Raw genomic sequence first — 17,713 nt, 5'->3', positions numbered from 1 at the left:
GTGAACGCAGAGCTCAACCGGCTCGCCCATGGTGTGCTGTTCCCGGCGCTCGGCCGGCCCTCGGTCCCGAACTGGGTTCCGTCGCGGATCGAGGCCGGCCTCGGCGGGTTCGTGATCTTCGGCCGGGACACCGTCGACGGGCCGCAGTTCCAGGATCTCGCGGCGCAGCTGCACGGCCTGCGCGACCACGTGCTGCTGTCGATCGACGAAGAGGGCGGCGATGTCAGTCGGCTGGCGGATCTCGGTGGCTTCTCGATGCCCGGCAACCGCGCGTTGGGCGAGCTGGACGATGTCGAGCTGACCCGGCAGGCGGCGTACCAGATCGGGCTTTCGCTGGTCGAGGCCGGAATCGACTGGGATCTGGCGCCGGCGGTCGACACGGCGGTCAATCCGCTGAGCCCGAACGGGATCCGCTGCTTCGGCGGCGACCGTGAGCTGGTCAGCCGGCACACGGCCGCTTGGGTTTCGGGGCTGCAGGCCGCGGGGGTCAGTGCGTGCGCCAAGCATTACCCGGGGCATGGCATGAGCGGGACCGACGCTCACCTGGCGACGCCGCTGGTCGACGTTTCGCGGGAGGAGTTGCTGGCGAGCTACCTCGATCCGTTCCGGGCGGCGATCGAGGCCGGCGTCGACAGCATCATGGTGTCGCACGACCTGGTGCCGCAGGTGGACGACGTACCGGCAACGATCAGCAAGGTGCTGTTGACCGACATCCTGCGCGGCGAGCTCGGGTACGACGGAGTGGTGATCACCGACGCGCTCGAGATGTACGGGATCGCGGATGTGGCGCCGCTGCCGGAAGCCGCCGTACGAGCGATCGAGGCTGGGGCCGATGCGCTGTGTCTGGGGTCGTGGGCGTTCCTGGACGACGTGGATGTGGCGGCAGCGGCGCTAGTTGACGCGGTTGAGAGCGGGCGGTTGCCGTTGGAACGGTTGGAGAGCGCGAACGAGCGGCTTGCTCGACTCGGGACGCGGCCGAAGGCGGACGTGGCGGAGCGGGACGACGAGCTGGGCGCTCGGCTGGCCGAGCAGGTTGTCGTGACGCATGGGGATCCGCGGGTGCGGAGTGACGCCGTACTGATCATCCGGCTCGAGCCGACGCACTCCCCCGCTGCCGGGTCTTCTGGGTGGGGCGTGGAGCAGTTGCTGCGCGACGCCGGGAAGGTTGTCGAGAGCATCGGGCTGTCGGGGGAGACGTACAACGGGCCGGGGATGGCGCGGGCCGGTGTTGGTGAGTTCCGGTCGGAGTACGGCGCCGACAGTCAGGTGATCCTGGTGGTTCGCGGCGCTCATCGCTTCGACTGGCAGGAGAAGCTGATCGGCGAACTGCAGACCCAGCACCCCGACATGATCGTCGTCGACATGGGCGTCCCCGGCGTCGACTACACAGGCTTCGCCGGCTGGGTCCAGACCTTCGGCAGCGCCCGAGTCTGCTCGCAGGCAGCCGCCCGACGGCTACTCGCACCGTGATCACCTTCCTGAATGCACACCTGTGCACGCCGGAGCCGGTCCACGGTTGGCTGCAGGTCGAGGACGGCCGAATAGTCGCCCTAGGTCCGGGAACAGCTGACGGTCCGGCGCCAGCGGGTGACGGCCCTGCGGTGGTTGATGTTGGGGGGAGGTGGTTGTTGCCGGGGTTTGTTGATACGCATTGTCATGGCGGGGGTGGGGCGGCGTTGTACTCGGGTGAGCCCGAGGATGTGCTTCGGGCTGCTCGTAGTCATTTGGTGCAGGGGACGACCAGCTTGGTTGCGTCGGTCGCGACTATGCGACTGGATCGGATGGTTCGGGCCGCGGAGGCGATCACGGAAGCGGCCGCGCCGAACATCCGTGGGATTCACTTCGAGGGCCCGTTCCTGTCGCATCGGCGGCGTGGGGCGCAGACGGCGGATGCGCTGCTCACACCCGACGAGAGGGTCTTCGACGAGCTGATCGGCGCGGCCGGCGGACGCGCGATGACGATGACGATCGCGCCGGAGCTTCCCGGTGCGATCGAGCTGATCGAGCGGCATCGGGACGAGATCACGTTCGCCGTCGGGCATACCGATGACGACGGGACCTGGACGCGCCGTGCGTTCGACGCCGGTGCGCGGACCGCGACCCATCTGTTCAACGCGATGCCCGCGATGACCCACCGCCGACCCGGGCCGGTCGGCGCCGCGCTGACCGACGATCGCATCGCCTGCGAACTGATTGCCGACGGCATCCACCTGTCCCCGGAGGCGCTGACCGTCGCGACCCGTACCGCCGGTCCCGACCGCACGATCCTCGTCACCGACGCAATGGCGGCGACCGGTCTCGGCGACGGCGAGTACTCGTTCGCCGACCGCCACGTCCAGGTCCGCGCCGGGGTCGCCACCCTGCGCGGCACCGAGACGCTCGCCGGCTCGGTCCACTTCCTCGCGGACGCGCTGGCAACCGCCGTACGCGTCCTGGGCATGCCAGTCGCCCAAGCCGCCCAGCTGGTAGCAAGCAACGCAGTCCGCCATTACGGCTGGCACGACCGCGGAACGCTTGCCGTCGGCAACGTCGCCGACCTCGTCCTGCTCTCGCCCGACCTCACGGTCGAAGCCGTCTACCTGGCAGGCATCCCCGTCAGCTGACCGCTACCTCGAGTACGCCGATCACCTTCTCGAGCCGGGCAGCGACCCGCCCGGCGTCGAAACCATTGCCCTCCACAACGATCCGCAGCTCGCCCCGGTCCAGCGACAGCTCCAGCTCACGGACGTCGTACGGATTCAGCAGTACGGCGATCCGCGCGATCAGGCCGCCCGTCTCGACCACCTCGGCCGTGAAGACCGTCGTCGTTCGCTCAACCGCGAGCAGGCTCATCGCACGACCTCCTTGTGGCGCAGCAGACCGAAAGTGACGCCGTCGACGAGCGCCTCCCAGGACGCCTCGACGATGTTGTGCCCGACGCCGACCGTCACCCACGAGCCCTCGCCGTCCGCGGTCTCGATCAGGACTCTGATAACAGCGTCCGTGCCATGGCCCGAGTCGAGGATGCGGACCTTGTAGTCGACGAGCTCGAACTTGTTCACCACTGGGTACGCGCGCTCGATCGCCGTCCGCAGCGCGTGATCCAGCGCGTTCACCGGACCGTTGCCCTCCCCCGTGACGATCTCCCGCTCGCCGCCCGCCACCAGCTTCACGGTCGACTCGGACACCGCCTCGCCGTCGGCACGCGACTCGGTGATCACCCGCCACGACTCGACGTCGAAGAACGACGCCCGCTTCCCGGTGACCTCCTCGGTCAGCAGCAGCGAGAACGACGCATCCGCGGCCTCGAACGTGTAGCCGCGCGACTCCATCTCCTTCACCCGCTCGGTCACCCGGCTGACCACGTCGCGGTCGTTCCCGAGGTCGAACCCTAGCTCGCGGCCCTTCAGCTCGACACTCGCCCGGCCGGCCATCTCCGACACCAGCATCCGCATGTCGTTGCCGACCAGCGCCGGATCCGTGTGCTGGTAGAGGTCCGGGTCCACCTTGATCGCGCTGGCATGCAGGCCCGCCTTGTGGGCGAACGCGGACAGGCCCACGTACGGCTGCCGGGTCGACGGCGGCACGTTCGTGACTTCGGCGATCGCGTGTGCGATCCGGAACGACTCGGCCAGGTTCCCCGGCGGGAGCAGTTCGTGCGCACGCTTCAGCTCGAGGTTGGCCACGATCGCCAGCAGGTCGGCGTTGCCGGTGCGTTCGCCGTACCCGTTGATCGTGCCCTGGACATGCGTGACGCCGGCCTCGACGGCGGCGATCGAGTTCGCCACCGCGCAGCCGGCGTCGTTGTGACAGTGGATGCCGAGCCGGGCGCCGGTGGAGTCAAGAACATCCCGTACGACGTCCTGCAGCTCCCGCGGCAAGGTCCCGCCGTTCGTGTCGCAGAGCGCGACCACGTCGGCCCCGGCCTCGACGGCTACGCGGACTACTTCCAACGCATACGCGCGGTTCGCACGGTACCCGTCGAAGAAGTGCTCGGTGTCGAGGAAGACCCGCTGACCGTGCTCGCGCAGATGCTTCACGGTGTCGGCGACCATCCGCAGGTTCTCGTCGAGCGTCGTCCGCAGGGCGCGCTCGACGTGCGCATCGTGGCTCTTGGCAACGAGTGTGACGACGCCCGCGCCGGACTCGCGCAGCGCGGCGACCTGCGGGTCGTCGGCGGCTGCGGTGTCGGGCTTGCGAGTCGCACCGAAGGCCGCGAACGTCGCGTTCTTCAGGTGCAGCTCGGTCTTGGCGCGCTCGAAGAACTCGGTGTCCTTGGGCACCGCGCCCGGCCACCCGCCCTCGATGAAGCCGACCCCCAGCTCGTCCAGGTACTGCGCGATCACGATCTTGTCGGCCACGGACAGCGCCAGCCCCTCCTGCTGCGCGCCATCGCGAAGAGTCGTGTCGTAGACGTGGAAATCGTCCGAGATGCTCATAGGGGGCCGGCCTTCCAGAAGGGGTGTTGGGCAAACAAAAAACCTCCCGCAAGGTGCGAGAGGTCTGCGCGCTCAGGTACAGCTTGCTGAGCGCGCCTAGGTAATAATGCCCTGGTAGTTCTTCATGACGTTTTGCAGTCTGCCACACAATGTCCGAACGATGACGTGACTGTCTCGCATCACGAACATTCAGTACTCCGGGAGGTACTGGAGTTCAGGCTGTAAGGGACCAACCCGGATCATCCCAAGCTGTATAGAAGTCTTCGCGTGACAAAGGCCGCAATCCCCACTCCTCGCGGTCGAGCGCCTGGTCGGTGAGCATGCCCTCGTCGTCCTCGAGCCGCTGCCACCAGTACCGGGTCACCTCGCCGTCCTCGCCGGACCCGAGCTGCCGGATCACGACCCACTCCCGCTCGTGCCAGACCGCCTCGTACAGCCAGTCGGTCCCGTGGTCGTCGACCACCGCGCCGTACGTCCGCGGCGCCGTACCGCGGTCCAGATCCCGGATCAGCTCCACCGTCGCCCTGATCGCCGCCGAGGTTTCCTCCGACCATCCCCGGCGCTCGGCCAGCTCGACGTAGTAGCCCTCGACCTCATCCGGAAACCCGCTCATGGCGCCCGACCCTACCGAATCCGGCCGGCCGGCAGCGACCAACGGTCCACGCACCAGACTGAGAACTTCCTATGAAACAGCAGTGGCCCGGCGGGTTGCGCCGGGCCACTGAGCGACTGCGTTCAGGAGATGCGGGTCATCCAGCCGTGCGGGTCTTTCGCCCGGCCGTACTGGACGTCCAGGAGGGCGCTGCGGACGGCCGCGGTGACCGGGCCGCCGTTGCCGTCGCCGATCTGGGTCTCGCCGTCCTTCCACTTCAGCGAGGCGACCGGGGTCACGACCGCGGCCGTGCCGCACGCGAAGACCTCGCGCACCTTGCCGGAGGCCGCGCCGTCGCGCCACTCGTCGATCGAGACCTTGCGCTCGGTGACGGTGTAGCCGAGGTCGGTGACCAGCTTCAGGATCGAGTCCCGGGTGACACCCTCGAGGATCGTGCCGGACAGCTCCGGCGTCACCACCGAGTTGTCGTCGAGGACGAAGTACAGGTTCATCCCGCCGAGCTCCTCGACCCACTTCTTCTCGACCGCGTCGAGGAACGCGACCTGGTCGCAGCCCTCCTCGATCGCCTCGGCCTGGGCGAGCAGCGAGGAGGCGTAGTTGCCGCCGGTCTTCGCCGCGCCGGTGCCGCCGGGGGCCGCCCGGGTGTACTCCTCGCTCAGCCAGATCCGGACCGGCTTCACGCCCTTCGCGAAGTACGAGCCGGCCGGTGACGCGATCAGGCAGTACGTCACGTGGCTCGACGGCCGTACGCCGAGGAACGGGTCGGAGCCGAACATGAACGGGCGCAGGTACAGCGAGGTCTCGCCGCCGCCCGGCACCCAGGCCTTGTCGAGCTCGACCAGCTTGTGCAGCGAGTCGAGGAAGACCTCGGTCGGCAGCTCGGGCAGCGCGAGGCGCTGCGCGGACCGCTGGAACCGGGCCGCGTTCGCCTCGGGGCGGAACAGGTGGATCGAGTCGTCGGGATGCCGGTAGGCCTTCATCCCTTCGAAGATGGTCTGGGCGTAGTGGAACACCGCGGTCGCGGGAGACAGCTCCAGCGGTCCGAAGGCGGTGATCCGCGCGTCGTGCCAGCCCTTCTCGGCCGTCCAGGTGGCGATCGCCATGTGGTCGGAGAAGTACTGCCCGAATCCCGGGTTCGCCAGGATCTGGGCGCGCTGGTCGTCGCCGGCCAAGTGGGTGTTCGGCTCAACGGTGAACTCTAGGGCGCTCATAGCCGCACCGTACCTCTCGACCAAGTGGTCATGCGAGCATCGGCCATCTCAGCCCGCCGCACGCTTCGCGATCGCGTCACCGATCTCCGCCGTACTGCGGGCGGCGCCCGTGCGCTCCTCGATATCCGCCTCGACCGCTGCCTCGATCGCGCGGGCCGCCTCGGTCAGGCCGAGGTGCTCGCACAGCAGCGACGCCGAGAGGATGGCCGCGGTCGGGTCGGCCTTCTGCTGGCCGGCGATGTCCGGCGCGGAGCCGTGCACCGGCTCGAACATGCTCGGCGCGGTCCGGTCCGGGTTGATGTTGCCGCTCGCGGCCAGCCCGATCCCGCCGCTGATCGCGGCCGCCAGGTCGGTGATGATGTCGCCGAACAGGTTGTCGGTGACGATCACGTCGAACCGCGCCGGGTCGGTCACCAGGAAGATCGTCGCCGCATCCACGTGCAGGTAGTCGACGGTGATCTCCGGGAACTCCTCGGCGACCTTGTCGACGGTCCGCTTCCACAGGTGACCGGCGTGCACGAGCACGTTGTTCTTGTGCACCAGCGTGAGCTTCTTGCGCGGGCGCGCCATCGCCCGGGCGAACGCGTCGCGGACGACCCGCTCGACGCCGTACGCCGTGTTGACCGACACCTCGGTGGCGATCTCGGCCGGAGTGCCGACCCGGAGCGCGCCGCCGTTGCCGACGTACGGACCCTCGGTGCCCTCGCGGACGACGACGAAGTCGACCTCGCCCGGGGCTGCCAGCGGGGAGCCGACCGACGGGTAGATCTTCGACGGCCGCAGGTTGACGTAGTGGTCGAGAGTGAAGCGGAGCTTGAGCAGCAGACCACGCTCGAGTACGCCGGACGGGACGCTCGGGTCGCCGACCGCGCCGAGCAGGATCGCGTCGTGCTTGCGGATCTCCTCCAACTCGGCGTCCGGCAGCGTCTCACCGGTGGCGTGCCAGCGCTTCGCGCCGAGGTCGTACTCGGTCCGCTCGAACGTCACGCCGTGCTGCGCGGCCACCGCATCGAGGACCTTGAGGGCCTCGGTGGTGACCTCGGGTCCGATCCCGTCACCCGGGACGACGGCCAGCGTGAAGTTCTTGTTCTCGCTCACTTCTTGGGTTCTCCCCCATTGTCACGGCGGTTCATGGCCTCTTGGACAGCCTTGACCTCGTCACTGGCCGGGCGGGCGCTACGGCGACGGCGGGCCGCCTTGCGCTCCCGGGCGTCGATCGCGGGCCAGTTGGCTGGATACATGTCGTACATGCTGCTGCTCCCAAATATGTCGTGGGCGGCAGGATGCGCACGAATTTACTCGCACGTCCGACTATTTCACCACTATGCGGGCAGCATGTCCCGGTATATGAGATCCCGGTGCTGGTCCTGGCCCGGACCTGTGCAACTCTCAGCCGGTGAGTGCTCCTCCAGAACTGCCGCCGCTGGTGTCGGCGGCCCTCAGCCTGTCCGGCCGGCGCGGATTCGTCAGCTCCACCCGGAACGAGACCGGCCGGCTGCTCGCCGCGCTCGCCGCGTCCAAGACCGGCCTGCTCGGTGAACTCGGGACCGGCTGCGGTGTCGGCTCGGCCTGGCTGCGCAGCGGCGCCGGGGAGTCGACGAACATCGTCACCGCGGAGAGCGATCCGCAGCTGGCGCAGGCGGTCGCGGAGCTGTTCGCCGCCGACGAGCGGATCGAGGTCGTCTCGGCCGACTGGACCGCGCTGATCGAGCGCGGACCGTTCGCACTGCTGTTCGTGGACGCGCGCGAGGCGAAGCTGTCGGCCCGCGACGTCATCGCGGACGTGGTCGAGCCCGGCGGCTTCGTCGTACTGGACGACTTCACGCCGTCGGCGGTCTGGCCGCCGATGTACGAGGGCCGCGTCGACACGCTCCGCCAGGAATGGCTGATGGACAAGCGCTTCACGACCGTCGAGGTAATGGTCGCGCCGGACGCCGCCGTACTGCTGGCCACCAGGCACTAGGAACTGAAGCGGGCCCGGGCTATTGAGCCCGGGCCCTTGCCAGCCGCCATGCGCCTGCGGGCGGCTGACCGCCTCCAGTAAATCAGTCGTTCGTGTGAATCAGGCCTCGAGGTCCACGGTGCGGGCGGTGTCGGCCTGGACCGCAGCGGCGATGTCGTCGAGGACGTTCGGGGCGATCTTCGAGTCGACCGACAGCGCGACCAGGGCCTTGCCGCCCTTGCGGTCGCGGCTGACCTGCATGCCGGCGATGTTCACGTCGGCGTCGCCGAGGATACGGCCGATCTGGCCGACCGCGCCCGGACGGTCCTCGTAGGTGAGGAACGCCAGGTGCGCGGCGAGCTCGATCTCGACGTCGTACCCGTCGATCTCGACCAGCCGCTCCGACTGCCGTACGCCGACCAGCGTGCCGGACACCGAGACCTGCACACCGTCGGCGAGCGTGCCGCGCAGCGTGATCAGGTTGCGGTGCTCGGGGCTGTCGTGGTCGGTGACGAGCCGGACCTCGAGGCCCCGCTCGGCCGCCAGCAGCGGCGCGTTCACGTACGAGACGTTGTCCTCGACGACGTCCGCGAAGACACCCTTCAGCGCGGCCAGCTCGAGCACCTTCACGTCGTACTGCGTGATCTCGCCGCGCACCTCGACGTCGAGCTGCTGCGCGACGCCACCGGCGAGCGCGGTGAAGATCCGGCCGAGCTTCTCGGTCAGCCCGATCCCCGGGCGGACGTCCTCGGCGATCACGCCGCCCTGGACGTTGACCGCGTCCGGGACCAGCTCGCCCGACAGTGCGAGGCGGACCGACTTCGCGACCGCGATGCCGGCCTTCTCCTGCGCCTCGTCGGTGGACGCGCCGAGGTGCGGGGTGACGACGACGTTCTCGAACTCGAACAGCGGCGAGTCCGTGCACGGCTCGGACGCGAACACGTCCAGGCCGGCGCCGGCGACGCGACCCTCCTTGAGCGCGCTGTACAGCGCCTGCTCGTCGACGATGCCGCCGCGGGCCGCGTTCACGATGATGACCTCGGGCTTGACCTTGTGCAGCTGCTCGTCGCCGATCAGCCCGATGGTCTCGGGGGTCTTCGGCAGGTGCACCGAGATGAAGTCACTGGTCGCCAGCAGCTCGTCCAGGGTGGCGAGCCGGACACCCATCTGCGCGGCCCGGCCGGCCTGCACGTACGGGTCGTAGGCGATCACGTTCATGCCGAACGCGGCCAGCCGCTGCGCGACCAGGACGCCGATCTTGCCGAGGCCGACGATGCCGACGGTCTTCTCGAACAGCTCGACGCCGGAGTACTTGCTGCGCTTCCACTCGCCCTTCTTGAGCGACTCGTTCGCCGCCGGCACTCGCCGCGCGGAGGCGAGCAGCAGGGCGACGGCCAGCTCGGCGGCGCTGGTGATGTTGGAGGTCGGCGCGTTCACGACCATGACACCGGCCTGGGTGGCGGCCTTCACGTCCACGTTGTCCAGGCCGACGCCGGCGCGGGCGACGACCTTGAGCTTCTTCGCGGCGGCGAGCGCCTCGGCGTCCACCTTGGTGGCGCTGCGGATCAGGATCGCGTCGACGTCGGCGATGGCCGGGATCAGCTCGGCGCGGTCGGCGCCGTTCGCGTGACGGATCTCGAAGTCGGGGCCGAGCGCCTCGACGGTGGCCGGGCTGAGCTCTTCGGCGATCAGGACGACGGGCCGGGTTACGTCAGTCAGGGAAGACATGGAGGAATCTCCTGCAGAAGCGGTAGGGGCTCGTGATCTTTCAGAGCACCGCGCTGTGCCCGCTGCGTCGATGGTACCGCGTCGGCTTCCGGGGGTGTTCGAGGGCCCGGATGACGGTCAGGCTCAGGGTCAGCCTCACCATCAGTCCGCGTCGCAGCTGACCGGGTCCGCCATCGGAACGGTGCGATCGATCAGCAGCTTGCCGTTCACCCGGACGAGCTGGAAGCGCACGTCGAGCCGGTTGCAGTTCTGGCCGCCCGCGCCGGTCGCGGTCGGCGCGAACAGGATGTCGTACGACATCCGGGCGTACGAGCCGTCGGGTGCCACGTCGGTGATCTTCGGGCTGAAGAAGTACGACGTCTTGTGGTTGTGCAGGTCCCGCTCCTCGGTCATGCCCTTGGCGAACCGCGCCGAGTACAACGCCTGCAGCCCGCGGAAGTCCTGCTGGTTCTCCAGCGTGACGTAGTTGCCGAACAACCGCTGGACCTCGACGTTCAGCGGCGTCGCAGCGACCTGCAACGCCGGGACGACGGCGGCCTGCGGACCGCGCGACTGGGCGCAGGTCCCGGCCGTCGCGACGTCGAGGCCCGACGGCGACACACCGACGTACCCCCGGAGGTTGGCGAGCGGGACGATCGTGCCGGCCTGGACCGTGGCGCCGGTGACGAGGCCGATCAGGTCGCCGGACTTGTCGACGACCGGGCCGCCGAGCTTGGCCGTGTTCATGACCTCGCTCAAGGCCCGCGGGTCGGCCGTCGAGCCGATCTCGTTGATCGTCTGCTTACCCGCCGCGGTGTAACCGATCAGGGCCCGCTGCGCCTTCGGGTCGGGGTCGGCCGCGGCGACCTGCATCGGCGTAGCGGCCTGGCCGATCGACTGCAGTACGGCGACGCCGTCAGCGCTCGTGCCGAGCAGGTTGGCGCGCCGGATCCGCCCGTCCTGGGTGACGATCACGATCGACCTCGGGTTGGCGACCGCCGACGCTGCGGTGAGGACCCGGCCGTTGTCGATCAGTACGCCGGATGCCTCGCCGGTCGAGCCGCAGGTCGTCGCGAGCACGCGGACCACCGCCGGTCCGGCCGACTTCAGCACTTCGTCGGTGTTGATGGCCAGGCGCCGCTCATGGACGAACCAGCCCGCACCGGCGCCGCCCGCGGCGATCACCAGCAGGACGACGAGACCGGCCAGGATCCGGCCGAAGATCCACGGCCGCCGAGGCTGCGGTTGCGGTGCGGTGAGCCGGCTCGGAACCTCCAGCTGGGTCAGCGAACCGGCGTTCGGGGGGATCCGCCGGGGCGGCCGCGGCAGCCCGCTCCTGCCGTCCTCCACCGCCGCCCACCTCCCCCGCACTCACCTACCCGGACCACAACCGTCACACATTGTGTCAAACACCGGCGTCAGTCGGCGGGACCGCGGACATGAACGCGGGGCCTTGGACAGGAAATAACCTGTCCAAGGCCCCGAGAAGGTGTTCAAGGCCCCGAAACCTGCCCGAGGGCCGAGTGGGTCAGCGGGCGGACGTGCCCTCGACGTAGTCGTCGTCGTGGGACTTGACCCACGCCATCAGACCGCGCAGCTCCTTGCCTACGGCCTCGATCGGGTGCGACTCGCTCTGTTTGCGGAACTCGGCGAACTCCGGCGCGCCGGCGTCCTGGTCGGCGATGAAGCGGGCCGCGAAGGTGCCGTCGGTGATGTCGCCGAGGACCTCCTTCATCCGCTGCTTCACCGACGCGTCGATGATCCGCGGGCCGGACACGTAGTCGCCGTACTCGGCGGTGTCGGAGACCGACCAGCGCTGCTTGGCGATACCGCCTTCGTAGATCAGGTCGACGATCAGCTTCAGCTCGTGCAGGCACTCGAAGTACGCGACCTCGGGCTGGTAGCCGGCCTCGGTCAGTACCTCGAAGCCGTTCTGGATCAGCGCCGACACACCACCGCAGAGGACGGCCTGCTCACCGAACAGGTCGGTCTCGGTCTCCTCGGTGAAGGTGGTCTTGATACCGCCGGCCCGCAGACCGCCGATGCCCTTCGCGTACGAGAGCGCCAGGTCCCACGCCTTGCCGGTCGCGTCCTGCTCGACCGCTACCAGCACGGGTACGCCGCGACCCTCGGAGTACTCGCGGCGGACCAGGTGTCCGGGGCCCTTCGGGGCGACCATGAACACGTCCACGCCGGCCGGCGGCTTGATGTAGCCGAACCGGATGTTGAAGCCGTGACCGAAGACGAGCGCGTCGCCGTCGACCAGGTTCGGCTCGATGGCCTCCTTGTAGAGCTTGCGCTGGGCCGGGTCCGGCGCGAGTACGACGATGACGTCGGCCTCCTCGACCGCCTCGGCCGGACTGAGCACGCGCAGGCCCTGGGCCTCGGCCTTGGCTCGGCTCTTCGAGCCCTCCGGCAGACCGACCCGGACGTCGACGCCGGAGTCACGCAGCGAGAGCGCGTGGGCGTGGCCCTGGGAGCCGTAGCCGAGGACGGCCACGTGGCGGCCCTGGATCACCGACAGGTCGGCGTTGTCGTCGTAGAACATTTCAGCTGCCACTTGCGGCACTTCTCCATTCCATTGAGTTCTGGCCTTGCGGGCCATACTCCCCAGGTGGGGCGTTGAACGCGTTCAGTGTTGATTCGGTACGGCGGCGGCTCGGCCTGGCGGCGGGCCCGGCACCGGGTGGTTCGCGTGGTGGGAACGTTCGGCGGGTCGCGCCTGCACGGTCGGAGGACCCGACTGGACGTGCGGCGGCGGCACCGGGACCGGCCGCAGCGTGCGGTCGGAGATGGAGCGGCTGCCCCGGCCGATCGCCACCATGCCGGACTGCACCAGCTCGCGGACGCCGAAGGGTTCCAGCACCCGGAGCATGGCTTCGAGCTTCTCGGGATTGCCGGTCGCCTCGATCGTGATCGCGTCCGGTGCCACGTCCACCACCTTCGCACGGAACAGCTGGACGGTCTCCAGCACCTGTCCGCGAGTCAGGGTGTCCGCCTTGACCTTGACCAGCAGCAGTTCACGCTGAACCGTCTGGCTGGGCTCGAGCTCGACGATCTTGATCACGTTCACCAGCTTGTTCAGCTGCTTGGTGATCTGCTCCAGAGGCTGCTCGTCCACGCTGACCGCGATGGTCATCCGGGACACCTCGGGGTGCTCGGTCGGACCCACCGCGAGCGAATCGATGTTGAAGCCCCGCCGCGAGATCAACGCGGCCACCCGAGCCAGCACACCGTGCTTGTTCTCGACCAGGATGCTCAGTGTGTGCTTACTCATCGACGTCCTCGCTTCGCTCCGGGCGCCGATGAGGCACGAGTGGACTGTGCTGGATTTGTTCGTTCGCTGCGCTCTCTCACTACAGCTCCTCCCCGTCCCAGGTCGGCGCCATGTCGCGGGCGATCTGGATGTCGTCGTTGCTCGTGCCGGCCGCGACCATCGGCCAGACCATCGCGTCGCGGTGTACGACGAAGTCCACGACGACCGGCTGGTCGGTCACCGACATCGCCTTGTCGATCGTGGCGTCGACGGAGTCCTTGTCGGAGCAGCGCAGCCCGACGCCGCCCATCGCCTCGGCCAGCTTGGCAAAGTCCGGGATCCGGGCCGAGTGCAGGTCGGTGTTGGAGTACCGCTTGTCGTAGAACAGCGTCTGCCACTGCCGGACCATGCCCAGCGACTGGTTGTTGATCACGGCAACCTTGATCGGGATGCCCTCCAGCGCGCAGGTGACGAGCTCCTGGTTGGTCATCTGGAAGCAGCCGTCGCCGTCGATCGCCCAGACGGTCTTGTCCGGCCGCGCGACCTTGGCGCCCATCGCGGCCGGCACGGCGTACCCCATCGTGCCGAGGCCGCCGGAGTTCAGCCAGTGGCCGGGCTTCTCGAACGGCAGGTAGTGCGCGGACCACATCTGGTGCTGGCCGACGCCCGCGGTGTACACGGCGTCCGGTCCGGCGATCTGGCCGATCCGCTCGATCACGTACTGCGGGGACAGCGTGCCGTCCTCGGGTTCGTCGTACGCCACCGGGTACTTCGCGCGGACCGCCTCCAGCTGGCCGCGCCAGGCGTCGTATGACGGGGTGCGGCCGGAGCCGGCGATCTCGGTCCGCAGCGCCGCGATCAGATCGGTGATGACCTCCTTGCAGTCACCCACGATCGGCACGTCGGCGGCGCGGTTCTTGCCGATCTCGGCCGGATCGATGTCGGCGTGGATGACCTTTGCCTCGGGTGCGAACGAGTCGAGCTTGCCGGTGACGCGGTCGTCGAACCGGGCGCCGAGGGTGATCAGCAGATCGGAGCGCTGCAGCGCGCCGACCGCGGACACCGAACCGTGCATACCGGGCATCCCGAAGTGCAGCTCGTGCGAGTCCGGCAGCGCGCCGCGGGCCATCAGCGTGGTGACCACGGGGATACCGAGCAGCTCGGCGAGCTCCTTCAGCTCCGCGCTGGCCCGGGCGCGGATCACGCCGCCGCCGACGTACAGCACCGGCTTCTCGGCCGCGGCGATCAGGCGGGCCGCCTCACGCACCTGCTTGGGGTGCGGGCGGGTCACCGGCCGGTAGCCGGGGAGCGCGAGCTCGGTCGGCCATTGGAAGTCGACGCCCTGGGTCTGCATCGCGTCCTTGGTCACGTCGACCAGGACCGGGCCGGGCCGGCCGGTGGAGGCGATGTGGAACGCCTCGGCGATCGTGGTGGCGATGTCGGCCGGGTCGGTCACCAGGAAGTTGTGCTTGGTGATCGGCATCGTGATGCCGCGGATGTCCGCCTCCTGGAAGGCGTCCGTGCCGATCGCGGCACCGGCGACCTGACCGGTGATCGCCACCATCGGCACCGAGTCCATGTACGCGTCGGCGATCGGCGTCACCAGGTTGGTCGCGCCCGGGCCCGAGGTCGCCATGCACACGCCGGTCTTGCCCGACGCGGCGGCGTACCCCTGGGCTGCGTGGCCGGCGCCCTGCTCGTGACGTACCAGGATGTGGCGGATCTGGGTCGAGTCGAGCATCGGGTCGTACGCCGGGAGGATCGCGCCGCCCGGGATGCCGAAGACGGTGTCCACTCCGGCATGTTCCAGTGCGCGGATCAGAGCCTGTGCCCCGGTCAGCTGCTCACTCATGAGTGCCTTCCCTCAGTCCTGTCACGATGTAAACCGTTGTTGGCTTTTCGCGACCGATCCATCCTCGCTTGTGGCCGTTGTCCGTGCGCCTCTGGGTCGCAGATAGTCGCACTGGCAACAAAAAACCCCTTCGGCCGGGTTGGCTGAAGGGGCGCGCTCGACTCGGTGGTCGCGTCAGTCGGCGCGCCGCACAAGTACGAGGAGAATCGATCGCATGTAGGCATTATTCGCCCGCGGACCGCGACCGGGTCAAGTTGGGCGCCTTGGTGTCTCATCATCTGATACGGCCGTCCCTAGATGCAGACAGCTCCCTCGGACGCGGACCGGACCAGGCGCGTGTACTTCCCGAGCACGCCCTTGGTGATCGCCGGGGCGTTCGGAGTCCAGCCTTCCTTGCGGCGTTCGAGTTCCGCGGCGTCGACGTGCAGGTCGAGAGTGCGGTTCGCGACGTCGAGCGTGATCCGGTCGCCGTCGCGGACGAAAGCGATCGGTCCGCCGTCGACCGCCTCGGGCGCCACGTGCCCGACGCAGAGTCCCGTCGTACCGCCGGAGAAGCGGCCGTCGGTGAGCAGCAGGACGTCCTTGCCGAGACCCGCGCCCTTGATGGCGCCGGTGACCGCGAGCATCTCGCGCATCCCCGGGCCGCCCTTCGGCCCTTCGTACCTGATCACGACGACGTCGCCGGGGTTGAGATCCGGTACGGCGTCCATCGCGGCGCGCTCGCCGTCGAACACCCGCGCGGTCCCTTCGAACACGTCGGAGTCGAAGCCCGCGCTCTTCACGACCGCACCTTCGGGGGCGAGCGAGCCGTGCAGGATCGTGATGCCGCCGGTGTGGTGGATCGGCTTGTCGAGCGCGCGGATGATCGTGCCGTCGATATCCGGCGGGGCGATGTCGGCCAGGTTCTCCGCCATCGTCTTCCCGGTCACGGTCAGGCAGTCGCCGTGCAGCAGGCCGGCGTCCAGCAGCGCCCGCATCACGACCGGGATTCCGCCGACCCGGTCCACATCTGTCATCACGTACCGCCCGAACGGCTTCAGGTCGCCCAGGTGCGGCACCCGCTCCCCCACCCGGTTGAAGTCGGCGAGGGTCAGCTCGACCTCGGCCTCCCGGGCGATGGCCAGCAGATGCAGCACCGCATTGGTCGAACCGCCCAGGGCCATCACGACGGCGATCGCGTTCTCGAACGCCTCCTTGGTGAGGATCTGGCGGGCGGTGATGCCCTTCTGCAGCAGCCCCACGACGGCCTCGCCGGACTTGCGAGCGTACCCGTCCCGGCGACGGTCGACGGCCGGCGGTGCGGCTGAGCCGGGGAGCGACATCCCGAGGGCTTCGGCTGACGCAGCCATCGTGTTGGCCGTGTACATCCCGCCGCAGGCGCCCTCGCCCGGGCAGATCGCACGCTCGACCGCGTCGACCTCCTCGCGCGTGATCAGGCCGCGGACGCACGCGCCGACCGCCTCGAACGCGTCGATGATCGTGACGTCCTTGTCGCCGAGCCTGCCGGGCATGATCGAACCGGCGTACAGGAAGACCGACGCGAGGTCGAGCCGGGCGGCGGCCATCAGCATGCCGGGCAGGGACTTGTCGCAGCCCGCCAGCAGCACCGAGCCGTCGAGCCGCTCGGCCTCCATCACAGTCTCGACCGAGTCCGCGATGATCTCCCGGCTGACCAGCGAGTAGTGCATGCCGACGTGGCCCATCGAGATGCCGTCGGAGACGCTGATCGTGCCGAACTCGAGCGGGTAGCCGCCGGCCGCGTGCACGCCTTCCTTGACGGCCTTCGCGAGCCGGTCCAGGGACAGGTTGCACGGGGTGATCTCGTTCCAGCTGGAGGCGACCCCGACCTGCGGTTTGGCCCAGTCGTCGTCACCCATCCCGACCGCGCGGAGCATCCCCCGGCTGGCGGTGGCCTCCAGCCCGTCGGTCACTGTCCGGCTGCGGGGCTTCACATCGACCATGCGGGTCACTCTATGCCTTCGTAACTTAACGACACTGTAATTGCTTTGTGTTGTTAGTTAATTACATACTGATTGTGCTGGCCGCCTGGAAGATTTGTCCCAATTCCGAAACGGAGCAAGCTGATGCGCCCCACATTGCGACTCCCGCTGACCGCTGTTGTGCTGTCTCTGGTGAGCTCAGTGCCGTTGACCGCCACCGCGGCCGAGACCCGCACCCAGATCGTGAACGCCGCCAACGGCGAGGTCGGGCAGGGCGAGACGCCACCCGGCAGCAACTGCAATCCGTACGGCGCCTGCGAGTCCTGGTGCGCGCACTTCGCCACCTGGACGTGGCGCAAGGCCGGGAGCGACATCCCGAACTACGGCTTCACCGGTGACATCTACACCTGGGGCCAACGCAAGGGTCGCGCCCATTCCGGCAACACCGGTATGAAGCCCGGCGACATCGTGCTCTACGGCACCGGCCCGCAGAACACGAGCACCAGCCTGCACACCGGCGTTGTCGTTGCGACCGGCAACGGCAAGATCACCACCGTCGAAGGCAACTCGCACGACAAGGTCCAGAAGCTCGGGCCGTTCGATCCGAAGCACGCCAAGAACGCGGGACGGCCCGGAAACATCTACGGCTGGGTCTCCGCCCAGTAATCCCCGCCCGAAGTCCCCGCTGGATTCCCCGCCGACGAGCCGGTGCGGTTCTCGCCGACCGCACCGGCTCTTATTTCGTTGTCCGTCGGGTGGACCGCTTCTAGCATT

At 68.8% G+C, this 17,713-nt stretch carries 16 protein-coding genes; 4 read left to right on the top strand and 12 right to left on the bottom strand.

Annotation, left to right across the window (positions count from 1 at the left end):
• On the top strand, positions 1–1,470 hold the full coding sequence (locus EV653_RS39690) for a glycoside hydrolase family 3 protein (RefSeq protein WP_166679710.1): 1,470 nt from the start codon (positions 1–3) through the stop codon (positions 1,468–1,470).
• Positions 1,467–2,603, top strand: a complete 1,137-nt coding sequence (gene nagA, locus EV653_RS39685) for an N-acetylglucosamine-6-phosphate deacetylase (RefSeq protein ID WP_370359491.1) — start codon at positions 1,467–1,469, stop codon at positions 2,601–2,603. Before EV653_RS39690 ends, nagA begins: the two co-directional genes overlap by 4 nt.
• On the opposite strand, the gene EV653_RS39680 is transcribed toward nagA, so the two are convergent.
• The 6 genes from EV653_RS39680 to EV653_RS41485 form a co-directional block, all read right to left on the bottom strand.
• Positions 2,596–2,832 carry a hypothetical protein gene (locus tag EV653_RS39680; protein WP_134111483.1) on the bottom strand — a complete coding sequence of 79 codons (237 nt, stop codon included), beginning with the start codon at positions 2,830–2,832 and terminating at the stop codon, positions 2,596–2,598. The genes nagA and EV653_RS39680 overlap by 8 nt on opposite strands.
• The gene (gene cimA / locus EV653_RS39675) at positions 2,829–4,418 is read right to left on the bottom strand and encodes a citramalate synthase (protein WP_134111482.1); all 1,590 of its coding nucleotides are present in this window, start codon (positions 4,416–4,418) and stop codon (positions 2,829–2,831) included. The genes EV653_RS39680 and cimA overlap by 4 nt, the downstream gene beginning before the upstream one ends.
• Positions 4,419–4,632: 214 nt before the next feature.
• Positions 4,633–5,031 carry a hypothetical protein gene (locus EV653_RS39670; protein WP_134111481.1) on the bottom strand — a complete coding sequence of 133 codons (399 nt, stop codon included), beginning with the start codon at positions 5,029–5,031 and terminating at the stop codon, positions 4,633–4,635.
• Positions 5,032–5,153: 122 nt separating this feature from the next.
• Positions 5,154–6,242 carry a branched-chain amino acid aminotransferase gene (locus EV653_RS39665; RefSeq protein ID WP_134111480.1) on the bottom strand — a complete coding sequence of 363 codons (1,089 nt, stop codon included), beginning with the start codon at positions 6,240–6,242 and terminating at the stop codon, positions 5,154–5,156.
• 48 nt (positions 6,243–6,290) lie between these two features.
• Positions 6,291–7,340: a 3-isopropylmalate dehydrogenase gene (locus EV653_RS39660; RefSeq protein WP_134111479.1), complete on the bottom strand. Its 1,050-nt coding sequence runs from the start codon at positions 7,338–7,340 to the stop codon at positions 6,291–6,293.
• The gene (locus tag EV653_RS41485) at positions 7,337–7,492 is read right to left on the bottom strand and encodes a hypothetical protein (protein WP_166679708.1); all 156 of its coding nucleotides are present in this window, start codon (positions 7,490–7,492) and stop codon (positions 7,337–7,339) included. Before EV653_RS41485 ends, EV653_RS39660 begins: the two co-directional genes overlap by 4 nt.
• A 146-nt stretch (positions 7,493–7,638) precedes the next feature.
• Here EV653_RS41485 and EV653_RS39655 point away from each other — a divergent pair, with 146 nt between their 5' ends.
• The gene (locus EV653_RS39655; RefSeq protein ID WP_134111478.1) at positions 7,639–8,205 is read left to right on the top strand and encodes an O-methyltransferase; all 567 of its coding nucleotides are present in this window, start codon (positions 7,639–7,641) and stop codon (positions 8,203–8,205) included.
• A 99-nt stretch (positions 8,206–8,304) separates the two neighbouring features.
• On the opposite strand, the gene serA is transcribed toward EV653_RS39655, so the two are convergent.
• The 6 genes from serA to ilvD form a co-directional block, all read right to left on the bottom strand.
• A complete protein-coding gene (gene serA, locus EV653_RS39650; RefSeq protein ID WP_134111477.1) occupies positions 8,305–9,912 on the bottom strand; it encodes a phosphoglycerate dehydrogenase in 1,608 nt (535 codons plus the stop codon).
• A gap of 141 nt (positions 9,913–10,053) precedes the next feature.
• Positions 10,054–11,241 carry a S1 family peptidase gene (locus EV653_RS39645; protein WP_166679707.1) on the bottom strand — a complete coding sequence of 396 codons (1,188 nt, stop codon included), beginning with the start codon at positions 11,239–11,241 and terminating at the stop codon, positions 10,054–10,056.
• A gap of 178 nt (positions 11,242–11,419) precedes the next feature.
• Positions 11,420–12,439, bottom strand: a complete 1,020-nt coding sequence (ilvC, locus tag EV653_RS39640) for a ketol-acid reductoisomerase (protein ID WP_134111716.1) — start codon at positions 12,437–12,439, stop codon at positions 11,420–11,422.
• A gap of 84 nt (positions 12,440–12,523) precedes the next feature.
• Positions 12,524–13,168 carry an acetolactate synthase small subunit gene (gene ilvN, locus EV653_RS39635; RefSeq protein ID WP_134111475.1) on the bottom strand — a complete coding sequence of 215 codons (645 nt, stop codon included), beginning with the start codon at positions 13,166–13,168 and terminating at the stop codon, positions 12,524–12,526.
• Positions 13,169–13,247: 79 nt separating this feature from the next.
• Positions 13,248–14,999, bottom strand: a complete 1,752-nt coding sequence (locus EV653_RS39630; protein ID WP_134111474.1) for an acetolactate synthase large subunit — start codon at positions 14,997–14,999, stop codon at positions 13,248–13,250.
• A gap of 293 nt (positions 15,000–15,292) precedes the next feature.
• Positions 15,293–16,960 carry a dihydroxy-acid dehydratase gene (ilvD, locus tag EV653_RS39625; protein WP_134111473.1) on the bottom strand — a complete coding sequence of 556 codons (1,668 nt, stop codon included), beginning with the start codon at positions 16,958–16,960 and terminating at the stop codon, positions 15,293–15,295.
• A gap of 123 nt (positions 16,961–17,083) precedes the next feature.
• Here ilvD and EV653_RS39620 point away from each other — a divergent pair, with 123 nt between their 5' ends.
• Positions 17,084–17,605: a CHAP domain-containing protein gene (locus EV653_RS39620; RefSeq protein ID WP_134111472.1), complete on the top strand. Its 522-nt coding sequence runs from the start codon at positions 17,084–17,086 to the stop codon at positions 17,603–17,605.
• The last annotated feature ends 108 nt before the right edge of the window (positions 17,606–17,713 follow it).

Source organism: Kribbella pratensis (assembly GCF_004365355.1).
Lineage (GTDB): Bacteria > Actinomycetota > Actinomycetes > Propionibacteriales > Kribbellaceae > Kribbella.
The sequence above is the reverse complement of the archived record's forward strand: the minus strand, read 5'-3'. Positions and strand labels throughout refer to the sequence as shown.

What these genes read in the sequence shown, in the direction of transcription:
- cimA (WP_134111482.1), bottom strand. Translation starts at nt 4,418, where the DNA reads ATGAGCATCTCGGACGATTTCCACGTCTACGACACGACTCTTCGCGAT.
- EV653_RS39665 (WP_134111480.1), bottom strand. Translation starts at nt 6,242, where the DNA reads ATGAGCGCCCTAGAGTTCACCGTTGAGCCGAACACCCACTTGGCCGGC.
- EV653_RS39620 (WP_134111472.1), top strand. Translation starts at nt 17,084, where the DNA reads ATGCGCCCCACATTGCGACTCCCGCTGACCGCTGTTGTGCTGTCTCTG.
- ilvD (WP_134111473.1), bottom strand. Translation starts at nt 16,960, where the DNA reads ATGGTCGATGTGAAGCCCCGCAGCCGGACAGTGACCGACGGGCTGGAG.
- ilvN (WP_134111475.1), bottom strand. Translation starts at nt 13,168, where the DNA reads ATGAGTAAGCACACACTGAGCATCCTGGTCGAGAACAAGCACGGTGTG.
- EV653_RS39670 (WP_134111481.1), bottom strand. Translation starts at nt 5,031, where the DNA reads ATGAGCGGGTTTCCGGATGAGGTCGAGGGCTACTACGTCGAGCTGGCC.
- EV653_RS39680 (WP_134111483.1), bottom strand. Translation starts at nt 2,832, where the DNA reads ATGAGCCTGCTCGCGGTTGAGCGAACGACGACGGTCTTCACGGCCGAG.
- EV653_RS39630 (WP_134111474.1), bottom strand. Translation starts at nt 14,999, where the DNA reads ATGAGTGAGCAGCTGACCGGGGCACAGGCTCTGATCCGCGCACTGGAA.
- serA (WP_134111477.1), bottom strand. Translation starts at nt 9,912, where the DNA reads ATGTCTTCCCTGACTGACGTAACCCGGCCCGTCGTCCTGATCGCCGAA.
- EV653_RS41485 (WP_166679708.1), bottom strand. Translation starts at nt 7,492, where the DNA reads ATGTACGACATGTATCCAGCCAACTGGCCCGCGATCGACGCCCGGGAG.
- ilvC (WP_134111716.1), bottom strand. Translation starts at nt 12,439, where the DNA reads ATGTTCTACGACGACAACGCCGACCTGTCGGTGATCCAGGGCCGCCAC.